This is a genomic window from Solibacillus ferritrahens, from assembly GCF_037027585.1.
GTDB classification, from domain to species: Bacteria; Bacillota; Bacilli; order Bacillales_A; family Planococcaceae; genus Solibacillus; species Solibacillus ferritrahens.
This window is the reverse complement of sequence record NZ_JAXCLE010000005.1, coordinates 60846-74661: the sequence shown is the minus strand read 5'-3', so window position 1 is coordinate 74661 and position 13816 is coordinate 60846. Positions and strand designations below refer to the sequence as shown.

At 34.6% G+C, this 13816-nt stretch carries 13 protein-coding genes; 8 read left to right on the top strand and 5 right to left on the bottom strand.

The annotated features are described in order from the left end of the window. Positions 1-150 precede the first annotated feature (150 nt). Positions 151-1575 carry a homing endonuclease associated repeat-containing protein gene (locus tag SNE38_RS06660; protein ID WP_336046155.1) on the bottom strand — a complete coding sequence of 475 codons (1425 nt, stop codon included), beginning with the start codon at positions 1573-1575 and terminating at the stop codon, positions 151-153. 117 nt (positions 1576-1692) lie between these two features. After that, positions 1693-1911 carry a hypothetical protein gene (locus tag SNE38_RS06655; RefSeq protein ID WP_336046154.1) on the bottom strand — a complete coding sequence of 73 codons (219 nt, stop codon included), beginning with the start codon at positions 1909-1911 and terminating at the stop codon, positions 1693-1695. Between the two features lie 375 nt (positions 1912-2286). Here SNE38_RS06655 and SNE38_RS06650 point away from each other — a divergent pair, with 375 nt between their 5' ends. The 6 genes from SNE38_RS06650 (at position 2287) to SNE38_RS06625 (ending at position 6501) form a co-directional block, all read left to right on the top strand. Continuing rightward, a complete protein-coding gene (locus tag SNE38_RS06650) occupies positions 2287-3099 on the top strand; it encodes a rolling circle replication-associated protein (RefSeq protein ID WP_336046153.1) in 813 nt (270 codons plus the stop codon). Next, positions 3080-3292 carry a helix-turn-helix domain-containing protein gene (locus SNE38_RS06645; RefSeq protein WP_336046152.1) on the top strand — a complete coding sequence of 71 codons (213 nt, stop codon included), beginning with the start codon at positions 3080-3082 and terminating at the stop codon, positions 3290-3292. Before SNE38_RS06650 ends, SNE38_RS06645 begins: the two co-directional genes overlap by 20 nt. Before the next feature lie 424 nt (positions 3293-3716). Beyond that, entirely contained in the window at positions 3717-3872 is a 156-nt protein-coding gene (locus SNE38_RS06640) for a hypothetical protein (RefSeq protein WP_336046151.1), read from the top strand. Beyond that, entirely contained in the window at positions 3869-5371 is a 1503-nt protein-coding gene (locus SNE38_RS06635; RefSeq protein WP_336046150.1) for a recombinase family protein, read from the top strand. Before SNE38_RS06640 ends, SNE38_RS06635 begins: the two co-directional genes overlap by 4 nt. Positions 5372-5485: 114 nt before the next feature. After that, positions 5486-5905 (top strand): hypothetical protein, encoded by a 420-nt coding sequence (locus tag SNE38_RS06630; RefSeq protein WP_336046149.1) that lies wholly within the window; start codon positions 5486-5488, stop codon positions 5903-5905. Positions 5906-5925: 20 nt separating this feature from the next. After that, positions 5926-6501, top strand: a complete 576-nt coding sequence (locus SNE38_RS06625) for a hypothetical protein (protein ID WP_336046148.1) — start codon at positions 5926-5928, stop codon at positions 6499-6501. 142 nt (positions 6502-6643) lie between these two features. Here the strand turns inward: SNE38_RS06625 and rlmD are convergent, their stop codons facing one another. Further along, a complete protein-coding gene (rlmD, locus tag SNE38_RS06620) occupies positions 6644-8011 on the bottom strand; it encodes a 23S rRNA (uracil(1939)-C(5))-methyltransferase RlmD (protein ID WP_336046147.1) in 1368 nt (455 codons plus the stop codon). A 186-nt stretch (positions 8012-8197) separates the two neighbouring features. Between rlmD and SNE38_RS06615 the strand changes: the two genes are divergently transcribed. Next, positions 8198-9883, top strand: a complete 1686-nt coding sequence (locus SNE38_RS06615; protein WP_191704938.1) for a methyl-accepting chemotaxis protein — start codon at positions 8198-8200, stop codon at positions 9881-9883. Positions 9884-10156: 273 nt separating this feature from the next. On the opposite strand, the gene SNE38_RS06610 is transcribed toward SNE38_RS06615, so the two are convergent. Together SNE38_RS06610 and SNE38_RS06605 are read right to left on the bottom strand one after the other, a co-directional pair. Continuing rightward, positions 10157-11074: a diacylglycerol kinase gene (locus SNE38_RS06610; protein WP_191704937.1), complete on the bottom strand. Its 918-nt coding sequence runs from the start codon at positions 11072-11074 to the stop codon at positions 10157-10159. A 168-nt stretch (positions 11075-11242) separates the two neighbouring features. Next, entirely contained in the window at positions 11243-11800 is a 558-nt protein-coding gene (locus SNE38_RS06605; protein ID WP_191704936.1) for a thioredoxin family protein, read from the bottom strand. A gap of 354 nt (positions 11801-12154) precedes the next feature. Here SNE38_RS06605 and SNE38_RS06600 point away from each other — a divergent pair, with 354 nt between their 5' ends. Next, entirely contained in the window at positions 12155-13765 is a 1611-nt protein-coding gene (locus SNE38_RS06600; RefSeq protein ID WP_336046146.1) for a peptide ABC transporter substrate-binding protein, read from the top strand. Positions 13766-13816: the final 51 nt, after the last annotated feature.

The window sequence follows — 13816 nt, the reverse complement described above, 5'->3', positions numbered from 1 at the left end:
CCCTTCCACTTTTCTAACTACCGGCGAGAAAAAGAATAATATAGTATAAATAATAGTGATCAGACGCGCAATAAATCTTACTACGCTTTCATCACTAAACAGGCGATTTCACCTTTGATATTCGAAGCTACTCCAAGCAGTATTATACCATTAATTCTCAATATTTAGTTTCAACTCTTTATATTTTATAAATTTTCTTTCTAAATGTAGCTCAGACATATAATAGAGCCAATCCAGTACTTTTAATGCTGATTTACCATGATACCTTAATTCATATATATTCCCTTTAGGATACAGCTTATTTAGTTTTACATTACAGTATTTACTTAAAACTTCCCTAACAGCTTCTAAAAAATGTTGATTGCCTAAAAATAAAATTCTCCCATTTTGTCTCTTAGGCATAATCGATCCATCCCCGTCCAAATACCCTCTAATAAAATGTGAATGTAAATTCTCCGGCATTTCGTCAAAATACTTTAAAGTAAAGGTTTTACATTGAACAATGTTCATTTTTACTAAATCATCAACTATTTTATGATTAACTATTTTTAATCTAACACTAGTTTCTACTTTATTTGTTTTAACAGCTATATCTTCCCCTAATTGATCAGCAATTTTTTCTAAATGGTCTTGATCTTTAATACTTAGTGTAATTTCTAAAAAATATTGTTTTTCATTAATATAACCATCTGCTGCAATAAAACCTGCAATATATGCACTTTCTGATGTGAGCTCTTCGAAAAATCTAGATTTAACCAAAACATTTCCTCTTCTTAATTTCAACCCTAACTTATTCGCCTTTTTTATAATCGTTTGTTTATTTCTCACTGGTAGTAACTCATCGATTTTAGGGTTATGACTATATTCATTTAACAGTATATTTATCTCCTCTTCTGACCATCGTTCTCCCTCTATACAACTAAAAGGATTAATCTGCCCGATTGTCAAACCTAACCTATTTGCTCTTACTTTTACAGAGTTATAAGACCTGTTTAACAATTCGGCTATTTCTTTATAATCTATTAATAAGTACAAAGATCTTAAAATTTCTTCTTCTTCCTTTGACCATTCTCCCTGATTAAATTCACTTATTTTCATTTTGGGAGTATAGATTTTCTTTACCTTTATTTTAGAATCAAAATTTGATATATCTACGTTTTCATCATATTTTTTATCGTCCTTCGAAAAACCAGCTAATTCTAAAGCTTTACTCCAGCTATTGAACCTCCGTTGATAATTTATAGGATCCGGATAATTTTCGTTTAATTTAAAATGTTTTGACGTTGGCTTTTTGTTATACTCATCGAAATACTCTCTTAATAATGATACCAACTCTAAATCTGAATATCTTTTTGGTTTTTTGTTTGCCACTTCATACCCTAAAATTTCTAATACTTCTGAAAAAGTCATATTACTATACTTTTCAATCGTTCGACGTGAAGGAACAATATTATTTTTATCCCATTGGCTTCTTGTTGGTACAGGTTGTCCATTTTCCATTATATCTTCACAAATTATTTTTACTCGATTTAAAATTAATTCTTTATCCCAGACTTTGCTATACTGATTCGCCATAGGGCAGCACTCCTTGTTTTTAACAAGTTATACCCCATTCAAAAATTTAATATGTACTTATTAAACAAGAAAAAGCAACGGGAGATTAATCGTACCGTTGCCATTTAAAATTACTTTTTAACTTAAAGATTTTTTTAACTCACTTAAATCTATTTCCATCAGTTCAATAATATGTTCATTGCTCATTTCGTCTACTCGATATGACAGAATTTCTTTTGCAAGTATCATTGCAATTCCTCTAAAATGCTCTGGTCTCATTTTGCTCATGTCTGGATAATTGCGATTAATTACATCTTCTGCTAATGGTATTAGTCTTCTTAAATGTTGTTCCATCAATGTATTTCCCCCTCTGAAACTTGCAATTTTGAGATATTTAGAGCTAAACACATGAAATTTTAAGTGCGACTCAGTCTACTTTTACATATTAACATCTAACCATTGATATATGCATTAGATAACTTCTGACCATCTTTGACTATAATACGTCACATTTAATACAATTAACCTAAGAAAAACAGTGAAAGGGGATGAAAAGATGCAAGAAATCATATCAAAGCTTAAAAGAAAAATTAAATTTTCTTTGTTAAAAATTCGTTTACTTAAGCTTGAATTAAAAACTGCATTTTTAAAGAGAAGAATTAATAAGCTCGTTATTTAGTAATTAATTTGACACATACTTATTAAGAGAAAGGGCAACAGCTATTGCAACATTTGTTATTAGATTTAGATTTATCAACTCCTCCATCAACCAAAGCATTATTTTCAGGTAGGCATGTTCACAAGATTAAAAGTCAGTATGCTTCCATGAAAGGTAGAAAGAACCCTAACGCTGGTAGGCCTTCTAAAAATAATACAACTGCTTTAGGCGATAGAGATGATGAGAGCATACGTAAAAGTATTAATCGTTCTAGAAAGAATTTGAAACAGCATTTCTTATGTAATTTTTATGAGAGCTATACGTTTATAACACTGACGTTCGCTGATACAGAGGCTTTCGATATAAGAGATGTGAAACAATGTGTGGAGCAATTCAATCGCTTTAAAAAGCGACTTGCTATGCGAATACAACGTCATAAGAAACAAGAGCCACTTAAATGTTTGGGAGTAATTGAATTTCAAGATAAAATTCGCAATGGAGTTCCCCATTTTCATTTAGCTTGTAATGTCACATCAATGACTGTTAAAGAGTTAGAGACCGTTTGGGGGCTAGGGAGCGTTGATTTAAAGCGGATCAATGGTAGTGCTTATAAAGATCCTAAGATTATGTATTACCTTATGAAAGGCATAGAAGATCCTCGTTTAAATGTTTTAGGGCAACGCTTTTTAACTTCAAAAGGCCTTGATAAGCCACATGAAAAAATTGTACTTAACGAAGCTAGTTTTGATGAAGCGGTACAAAAGCTTAAACCTATCTCATCAGAATGTTATACATATCAATCTCCTTATACAGGTGAAGTTTATAACGAAGAACACTTGTTTAAACACAGAAAGGATGTGATTTATCTTGAAGAATTATGCCAGTGAAGTTTATGACGTATCTGACCTTCAAAAAATTTTAAATATCGGTAGAAAACAAGCGTATCAATTAGTTAATTCAAACAGCTTTCACACTATTAAAGTTGGCTCACGCATTAAAATTCCTAAAGCTATTTTTCATGCTTGGCTTAACGGTCAGCAAGTAGCTACCCGCACCATCCAATTAAATACATTAAATTAAGAACTTTGCATAGTTAAAACGGATAATGTGGTTAAAACCCTTATAGTTCGTGAAGCTATGCTTTTATTTTTCAGCAAATGTAGAACTCAATTTCGGCAGCCGAAGGTAGGGGGTGAGTAACGTCATAAACCGATTGTCTGAAAAGGAAGGTACACCCTCTCACAATTTTTTATAATTTTTTTATCATCGTTAAACCTTCATGGCTCAAGGCTTCATCATGCATTGATTGAGTAAAATTGAGCTATTTTAAGTTCGGCATATTTAAAAACCTGTTAGACCGCCTTCTCAAATATCTAATGTCCATATATTTTCGTTAATTCGACTCTAATCAGCTCTGAGCAAATTATACAGTTATGCTGCATCACGTTAAGATAACTACTGATAACAGCGCTGCTTATTAGATCTAACATAACGGAGACCTAGTATGAATATTATTAGAATTTTTGAATCAACAACATCAGCTACAGAAAATATTAACAACACATTACTTGAATCAATTGACAGCACTATTGATAGCTACTATGCTGAGCTTAAGGTGAACTCTACTACATCTTCTCAACAGGAGGATGTACAACAATGAAATGTGCGGTATACGCTCGTGTATCTACGGGCTTTGAAAGTCAAAAAACTTCTATTCCAACACAAATTAAGCTCTTTGAAAATTATATAAACGAACAAGGCTGGGAGCTTTATAAAGTTTATACAGACGAAGAGTCTGGTACTAAATCAAATCGTGTAGGTATCCAACAATTATTAGCAGATGCTAAAGAAAAGAAATTCGATATTGTTTTAGCTAAAGAATGGTCACGTATTTCACGCAACGGCGCTTTCTCTTATGAATTCCGAGATGCTTTATTACAGAATAATATCCATCTTTTAACTTTAGATAAAGCAATAGATACAACCAAAGATAATCATATGCTATTCGGATTTTATACTTGGCAATCGGAAATGGAAGCCGAAAGAACAAGTGAACGTGTAAAAGCTTCTGCAAAAGTTAGAGCAAAGCTTGGTCGGTTCGATGAGGCTCCATACGGTTATGATTTAAGATACGGTAAATTATCTGTGGCTTCAGATGGTAGTGACATAATAGTTAAAAGGATCTTTAAAGAGTACATTGCAGGACGTGGTCATGATGCTATTGCAAAATCCTTATCAAATGAAGTTATTCCTACACCTGCTAAAAGAAAAGGTAATAAAAATGCCGGTGAGTTTTGGCATGGCTCTACTGTCCGTCAAATATTAACGAGAAAAATTTATATAGGCTGCTTTGTAGGCTGTAAAACTTCTACGTTATCACCGCGCAATAATAAAAGAAGAAGCAATCCCGAATCAGAATGGATTGTTATAGAAAATACACATGAAGCTCTCGTTTCTGAAGCTGACTTCAACTTAGTTCAACAACTTATAGCTTCTCGTAAAACCATTCGTTCTCAGCAAGGTAAAAACTTATTTACCGGTTTCCTAAAGTGCGCTACTTGTGGAGCGGGAATGCAATTTAAACGTGATCGTTACGTGTGTGGCAAGCAAAATAAGCATGGCAAAGTGGCCTGTTCTGAAAACTTTCGCCCTAAGGAAAAAGACTTAATTCAGTCACTGTTGAACGATATCAACTCACTTTATTTTTCACATTTAACAGCTAGTGATGTTGAAAAACTAGTTGTTTCAAAGCTAGAGAAAATTAAGCAGCAAGTGTCTCCAATAAAAAAGCTACAAACAGAAATAGCTAACTTAAAAGAAAAGAAAATCAAAGCCTTAGATAAGTTGGTTAGTGATAAAATTGATCAAGATACCTATGATGGATTGATTGCAAAAATAAATCCTGTTATCGTTACGTTAACACAGCAGCTAAACGATTTTGAACTTGAAGCATCTTCAACTAACGGCAGTGTTGATGATTTAAAGAAATATATTTTAAAGCATCTGAAAATAAATGAACCGATTACTGAAATTACACCATCAATTTTAGCTCGCTTCATTAAAGTAATAAAAGTAAAAGCAGACGGCCAATTAGAGGTGCATTATCGCACTTCTAAACCGTCTGCTTTTTATGTTTCAATATTAACTATTACCAAATAGGAACTCCATTAAAAAATGATTAAATTACATTTTTTAGGGGAAATACTGTTTTTAAGTATCATTTATTATATAATATCCATAAAAAGTAATTAGTGGATATCGGAGGTAAATAATTTGTTGATACTTAATATTGGCTGTGGTACTAAAAAATTCAATTACGCTGAAAATATCGACAATGACAAACAGCTTTCTGATGATTCCATAAAAGATATTAGTGCATATGAGTTAGATCAGTACTACGAAGAAAAAACAGTAGATATGATTTTTATGCTTTCACCATATAAGTACTATCCATTAAGAACCCCAGCATATGATATCTTAAAAAGAAATGGACTTTTAATCATAACTGGTACTTTTAATAATTCTTATTTTGGTGAAGTATGGTATGCACAAGAAAGCTCTTTGGAAGAATTAGGATTCATAACAGTTAGTAAAACACAACATTGTCATAGTGAATTTTGGCATTCTAAGCATACTGAAGGGCAACGAATACCGAATCATACCTTAAAACAAATTGTTTTAAGGAAAAAATAGTTCAAAAGGAGGTTAAAGTTATGAATACTATCAAATTAAAAGAAAATCAATTCTATATAGCTGTGAATCTATCCGGCGCAAAGATTCATGATATTGTAAAAAATAATTCTTCTGTTCGGATTATAATGAGCGATGTAGATCTTCTCTGTAACTTCAAAGAACTTAATTTCCACTCCCCAGATATTTCTTATAGTGACTGGATAAACGATAAATACATTAGCAAAGAATACTCTCCAGAAGATTTTGAACACGTAACATATTTGGATAAATTAGTATTCACAATTGATAATCCGAAGTTTTATTATGAGGGATATTTAGACTCCTTTATTGAATTGCTTAATAGAGTAGACTCCGGTATTACTGATGACTTTAATCACACATATAATTTCGCAGGAATATTAGATAAGGATTACGATGAATTTGAAATTTGTACTAATAATCCTATAGAAATGTCCTACGAACCCATTATGTTAGATTTGTCTATTCAATCGCATTTGAACTCTGAAACCACCATAAGTAAAATCTCAATAAATGATCCTGCAAATAAGCTAAGAAAAAATAATTCATCAAATAATCTAGAGCTAAGTTTTTATTAAAATAAAAAAGCAGACGGTCAATTAGAGGTGCATTATCGCACTTCTAAACCGTCTGCTTTTTATGTTTCGACAAATATTAAGTTAGATATATCAAAGACACATCCTAATAAAGCGTACGTTGAAAAACACGCTTAAATAAAGATTAGTCAGCTAGTTCAAGCCATGCACAGCATTCACAATGTGTCGTATGCGGGAACATATCAACCGGTTGCACTTCTTGCGTTTTATAGCCACCATCTTCTAAAATACGAAGATCGCGGGCAAGTGTTGCTGGGTTGCAGGACACATACACAACACGCTTAGGTTTTTGTTCGATAATTGTATTCAGTAGTGCTTCATCGCAGCCTTTACGTGGTGGATCTACTACTAATACATCTGCCTCTTTGCCTTCTTTATACCAACGTGGGATGACTTCCTCTGCAGGTCCTGCTTCGAAGTATGTGTTCGTGAAGCCGTTCAGTTCAGCATTTCGTTTGGCATCTTCAATCGCTTGCTCGACAATTTCAACACCCATGACATGTCCTGCCTTTTGCGCTAAAAATAGTGAAATTGAACCGATTCCGCAATAGGCATCAATTACGCGCTCGTCTCCAGTCAATTGTGCATAGTCCAGCGCCTGTTTATACAGTACCTCTGTTTGAACAGGATTTACCTGATAAAATGAGCGTGCCGAAATTTCAAAACGGACATTGCCAATTGTATCTTCAATTGTATCCTTGCCCCAAAGTGTAAATGTTTCATTACCGAAAATCACATTTGTTTTTTCACCATTTACATTTTGAACAATGGATGTAACATTTGGTATAAGCTCACGGACTTTTTTAATTACCGCACTCGCCTGCGGAAACTTTTTAGCCTTCGTCACAAGTACAACCATTACTTCGCCAGTAGCACGGCCTTTACGTACGACAACATGACGAAGCATGCCTTGATGCGATTTTTCATCATATGGACGAACCCCTAATACATCCAATTCTCGTTTTAAATCAGCCATTACAGTGTCTGCTTCCCCTGTTTGGATTAAGCAGCGCTCCATATCCACGATTGAGTGTGACTTCGTTTTATAAAAGCCTGCCACCATCTGCCCTGCTTCATTTTGTGCGAAAGGAATTTGGGATTTGTTACGGTAATTCCATGGCTCTTCCATCCCTTTAACTGGATGGACAGGTGCATCAATTTTCCCTAAACGCTTCATAACGTTTGCGACCATGTTTTGTTTCCACTTTAATTGACCTTCATATGAAAGGTGTTGCAATTGACAGCCACCGCATTGTGCAAAATATACACAAGGTGCTTCGACACGGTCAGCAGACTTATCAAGTAATTTGATTACTTTGGCAAAGCCGTAATTTTTTAAAGTTTTTAATACATGCACTTCTGCAGTCTCTCCCGGAAGTACACCTTGAATAAATAAAGGATAGCCGTCAATTTTTGCAACGCCATTCCCATCATGTGTTAAATCTTCTATATAAACGGTTGTACGATCATTTTTTTTAATTGGTACTGACATATTCTGTTCTTCCTCTCAATTCAATCTCTATATTGTACCATGCACCTCATAATTTGCACTCATTATACTTTCTACTAATTTCCCTCAATTGTTTTTATTACTTTTGGTATAGAATTCTACAATAATTATCTATATAATTTAGCTAATAGGAATATTAGAAATATTAACCAAAAGGAGACCAAAATTATGTCGGTTCGAAAAAAACTCAATGTTGGCTTCATTATAATTGGAACATTACTGCTTCTATCGATTGGGTTTGCTACTATGCAATTTTATCGAATTGGCGATGAAGTTTCTAAAGCTGTAGACGTACAAATGGCCCAAGTTCAGCGTATTAACGAAATACAGCAAAACTTACTGTCCCAAGAGATATATGCTCGTGCTTATACAGTAGATCCTTCCCAAAAAAACTTGGATTTGGTAACAGATCATACGTCACACTTAGTACGATTAATTGACGAAGTACAAAGTGCAAATACATTACCAGAAGCGACTTCTATTATTAATAACATAAAAACTCAGTCAGAGACCCTTATACAACAAATCAGTCAAATTACTTCAGCCGTACAGGAACGAGATATTTCCTCCGCACTTACACTAGTAAGTGGTGACTATACATATACAAGTTCATTTATAAGTGAGTTGGCGGAAAAAATTGAGCAAATTGAAAATATCGAATTAGATAATATGGTCGATAGCACTCAAAGTATGATTTCATTTTCTACTATTTTGTCAGTTATTTTCATACTTATAACAATTGTAGTTATTATACTTTACATGATGTATACGAAGCGTGGTATTACATCACCTCTTCAAGTTATTACAAAAGACTTAGAGGAAATTGCAAACGGCAATCTAAAAGTTGCGCATAAGCCAATTAAAACAAAAGATGAACTGGGAATGCTTTCAAGAGCATTTACTTTATTACAGCATAATTTTGAAGAACTGCTAGTTAGCATTCAAAAAAATTCTGATCAACTTAGCACCTCTGCCGATGCACTCAAGAAAAATAGCCATACAATTTCGTCGGAAACAGCCCAAATTAATAAGCTAATTACACATACAGCAAAAACAGCTGAAACAATGACAGTCGGAGCAAGTGAAAGTGCACTTGCTGTTGATGAAACTACTCAAGGAATTAATTCTATTGCTGTAGCTACCCAAGACCTTCATAGCGGTTCTGTCACTTTGGCACAGGCTTCCTCTGATGGCGTGAAAATTATTGACGAAGCAACACAGCAAATGCAAACAGTATATGAATCTACCCAATCAATTTCTAAGCTTTCGAATGCATTAATCGAGCAATCCGAACAAATTAGTACAATTACGAACGCAATTACTAATATTGCTGACCAAACGAACTTACTCGCTCTAAATGCAGCAATTGAAGCAGCAAGAGCAGGCGAGCATGGTAAAGGTTTTGCGGTCGTGGCAGATGAGGTAAGAAAACTTGCGGAGCAATCTAAAAATTCCGCTAGTAGCATAGCTATATTAATCGAGAATATTCAATCCAACACTCAAAATATGAGTGAAGCAGTAGAAAATAGCCTTCACTGTGCGAATGATGGTGTCATCGTTATTGATCGTGCTGGTCAAGCATTCCATTCGATTACGAATAACATTCATACGATGTCAGAACGTGTCGAACATATTTCTGCAACTTCGCAACAGATTTCCGCAAGTTCCGAAGAGGTTTCTGCATCGGTAATCGAAATTTCACACGGTACTGAAAAAACAACCGCTAATGTTGAAAAAGTAGCAGATGCTACTAAACTTCAAGCAGAAGTCGTTTTACAAATGGAAGAGCTATCAAAACAGTTAGCAGAACAAGCCACACAACTGCAGCAGAGCATGAATAAATTTAACTTGTAATAAAAGCCCTTTTCTTAACAATATACCTGTTAAGAGAAGGGCTGTTTTTTATGTTAGGCAACATGGATATTAGAACAATCACATTATTTATTTGAAAATGTAAAAGAGATATTAGAAAAACGATTTCACATATTAGCACATTCCAATAAGATATTAGAAAATATAAAGGATTTATTAGAAGTATTAACTTCTCCCTCCCCTACCCTTAAGCCTCCTCAACATAAAAGAAACTTACAAGGGTATCCACAACCCTCGTAAGTTTGGCTAAATCGGTTATTTTTGTGCATCGATTTCCTGTAATTCATCAATTGGCACAAATACTTCAATATGGCGTTTTAAGTTTTGGAATTTTGCAGGTGCATCTCCGCCGTACTCGCCATCTAAATTTAGGTGAACTTCCTGTTCAGAAGTTACGGAAACCCGGCTTGCCTTCCGGTAGATGAGGCGCTCATCCGATAAATGTTCACCGCGTAAAGCAAGTGATGCAATTCGTATGAAATCTGCAATATTGCATTCCTTTAAAATCATGACTGTAAACAGACCATCATTGATTGATGCATCTGGAGCAATTTTCTCAAAGCCGCCAACTGAATTCGTTAACCCACATAAAAACATCATGGCATTTCCTTCAAACACTTCTTCATCCATTTCAATTCTCATATGTGTCGCTTTAATTGAAGGAATCATTTCAATCGCTTTTAAATAATAAGCCATTTGTCCAAGCAATGTTTTCATTTTACTCGGTACTTCATAAGTCAGCTCGGTAATACGACCACCTGCAGCAATATTAATGAAATAGCGGTCCTCATTTAAAATACCGACATCAACTGGTATAGTATCCCCGGCAATTATAATATCAAGCGCATCTTCTACATTTCGCGGTATATGTACCGCACGTGCAAAGTCATTGGTCGTCCCCATCGGTATTAACCCGAGCTTTGGACGTTTTTCGCATTGGCTAATACCTGCCACTACCTCATTTAATGTTCCGTCTCCACCAACTGCAATCACTACGTCAAATTCACGGCGTACTGCCTCTAATGCAGCTTCTCTGGCATCCCCTTCACAAGTTGTCGCATGACAGGAAGTTTCGTAGCCCGCTCTCTCTAATTTTTCTAATACTTCAGGGAGGTGCTTTTTAAATGCCTCTCTACCAGAAGTTGGGTTATATATAATTCTTGCTCTTCTCATTTTGATCTCATCCTGATTAGTTTAATTTTCATTCTGTTCAAAGTATACTTCTCAATGTTTTACAAAAGCAACCATAGTTATTCGCTTATCTCTTCAATAATACGTTTAAAATAGAAAAAAGTTCCTACTATAATTATATAGTAAGAACTCCCTTTTAACACAGAAATATTATAAAACTGCATTTACTTTCTTCTTGAAATCTTCGTATACGTAGCTCCAAAGCTGTGCGTTTTCTACATATTGTTTGCGCATGTTTTCGTATAATTCTTTTTGTGCATCTTCAAATGTTGGATCTTCCTTCACCGGCAAAGTTGCACGCATATCCGTTACAAGCTGTTGTAATTGTGGTGCGCGCGGTCCCCAAGTTGTAATGACTTCCCCGGATTCATTTAAAATTAAATACATTGGAATAGCACGCCCACCATTTGTTAAATAACGGTCGATCAAATCTGTATCCGCATCACGTAATGCCGTACGAATTTCTACATCTGCTGCTTCCGCTACTTTGCGAATGATAGGGTTGTTAATCATTGCATCACCGCACCAGTCTTCCGTAATCGCTAAAATATGGACATTGGCATTATGCAACTTTTCAATGAAAGCTGCATCTTCCGGCAGTTCAAAGCGCTCATAAATAGCAAAGCTTTGTTCTTTCAGCTGAGACATTGCATCCATATATTCTTTCATCGATGTGCTCTCTTCAAAATATTGTTGTTCTCTTTTCATATATATCTCACCTTTCAAATTCTCTCTTCTATTTTGCACTTTTTAAAGAGAAAAGGAAAGTTTTATGTGTCAAAATTGTTACATAATAACACAATTTAGAATTTTCAAAACAAGTTACATAAAACAGCAAATTTTTAATACTTTTAAGAATTTTAAACCACATAAATATTTTACTTGAATAATATTTTATTATAGTGAAATGATTACAAATTTTCTTAATTATTTGATTTATTAGTATCTATTTAATATTTTAAATCTAGTATATATTTCTTATTAATATTCTGATATATTAAAATAACGCATCAAAAAATTATCAGAAAATTTAATTTACATGATTTTCTAGGAGGTTTATTTATGAAACGTAATAAAAAGGTCGCATTGACTGCTACAGCACTTTCATTATCTGCATTATTAGCAGCATGTGGAGGAGAAGAAACAACATCATCTGGAGACGGCGAAAAAGAATTAGATTTACTAATCACTTCTGAGCCACCTTCATTGCATCCTCAATTAGCTTCAGATACCACTTCTGGTGCGATTTTAGAAAGCACATTTGAAGGTTTAACAACAATGGTCGAAGGTGAGCCAGTTCTAGCTGCCGCTGAAGATTATAAAGTTTCGGATGATCTTTTAACTTACACATTCACTTTACGTGACGCACAATGGTCAAATGGTGAAAAAGTAACAGCAGAAGATTTTGCCTATGCATGGAAATGGGCATTGAATCCGGAAAATGCGTCTGAATATTCTACAATCCTTTACCCTATTAAAGGAGCAGAAGAATATAATAACGGAGTTGGTACTGCTGAAGATGTGGCAATTAACGTAATCGATGAAAAAACATTAGAAGTAACGTTAAACGCTCCTACTCCATATTTCTTGGAATTAACAGCATTCAAAACTTTCTACCCAATTCATAAAGCTACTGCTGAAGCGGATCCAAAATGGTACACAGAAGCTGATAACTATGTATCTAACGGTGCATTCAACTTGACTACTTGGAACCATTCAGGCGATATCGTATTAGAGAAGAGTGAAACTTACTGGGATACAGAAAATGTAGATATCGATACAGTCAACATTGCAATGGTTGAGTCTGAAACAACTCAAATGACAATGTTTGACGCTGGCGAAATTGATTTCCTAGGAGCTCCTTACGGGACAATTTCTCTTGATGCAATCGACCGCTTAAAATCAGAAGATAAATTAAACGTTTCTGATATGTCATCTATTTACTGGTACAAGTTCAACACTGAAGACCCAGTAATGCAAAACGAAAACATTCGTAAAGCATTAGCATTGGCAATCGACCGTGAAGGTCTAATCAAAAATGTTGTAAAAGGTGAACAAGAACCTGCATTAGGAATCGTGCCTAACTCTGTAGAAGGCTTCGGCGATGATGAAGGTTACTTCAAAGATGCTAATTTCGAAGAAGCAAAAAAATATTTAGAAGCTGGGCTGAAAGAATTAGGCTTGGCAAATCCTGCAGATTTAGAAGTAAAAGTTTCATACAACACATCTGAAGCACACTCTTCAATTGCACAATTCATTCAACAAGGCTGGTCATCGAATTTAGGTATTACTGTTAAACTTGATAACTCGGAGTGGCAAGTATACTTAGATAAACTGTCAAACGGCGACTTCCAAATTGGTCGTCTAGGTTGGGGCGCTGACTACAATGATGCGTATACGTTCCTTGAAATGTATAACTCTGCCGAGAACGGTAATAACCAAACTGGCTGGTCAAACGATGAGTACACTGCATTATTAAATGAGTCAATCACTGAAACAGATGCAGCAAAACGTACAGAAAAATTATTAGCTGCTGAAGCAGTGATTATGGAAGAAATGCCGGTAGCACCAATTTACTACAATACAAATTTAAATGTTGTATCTGATGAAGTAGAAAATATGGTTCCGGATGCTTTAGGTAACATTAACCTTAAATACGTTAAAGTGAAGTAATTTTAACTATTTATTATTAACTCCTGCGATGATCAACTTAATTGCAAAATC

What these genes read in the sequence shown, in the direction of transcription:
- SNE38_RS06660 (WP_336046155.1), bottom strand. Translation starts at nt 1,575, where the DNA reads ATGGCGAATCAGTATAGCAAAGTCTGGGATAAAGAATTAATTTTAAAT.
- SNE38_RS06640 (WP_336046151.1), top strand. Translation starts at nt 3,717, where the DNA reads ATGAATATTATTAGAATTTTTGAATCAACAACATCAGCTACAGAAAAT.
- SNE38_RS06635 (WP_336046150.1), top strand. Translation starts at nt 3,869, where the DNA reads ATGAAATGTGCGGTATACGCTCGTGTATCTACGGGCTTTGAAAGTCAA.
- SNE38_RS06625 (WP_336046148.1), top strand. Translation starts at nt 5,926, where the DNA reads ATGAATACTATCAAATTAAAAGAAAATCAATTCTATATAGCTGTGAAT.
- rlmD (WP_336046147.1), bottom strand. Translation starts at nt 8,011, where the DNA reads ATGTCAGTACCAATTAAAAAAAATGATCGTACAACCGTTTATATAGAA.
- SNE38_RS06615 (WP_191704938.1), top strand. Translation starts at nt 8,198, where the DNA reads ATGTCGGTTCGAAAAAAACTCAATGTTGGCTTCATTATAATTGGAACA.
- SNE38_RS06610 (WP_191704937.1), bottom strand. Translation starts at nt 11,074, where the DNA reads ATGAGAAGAGCAAGAATTATATATAACCCAACTTCTGGTAGAGAGGCA.
- SNE38_RS06605 (WP_191704936.1), bottom strand. Translation starts at nt 11,800, where the DNA reads ATGAAAAGAGAACAACAATATTTTGAAGAGAGCACATCGATGAAAGAA.
- SNE38_RS06600 (WP_336046146.1), top strand. Translation starts at nt 12,155, where the DNA reads ATGAAACGTAATAAAAAGGTCGCATTGACTGCTACAGCACTTTCATTA.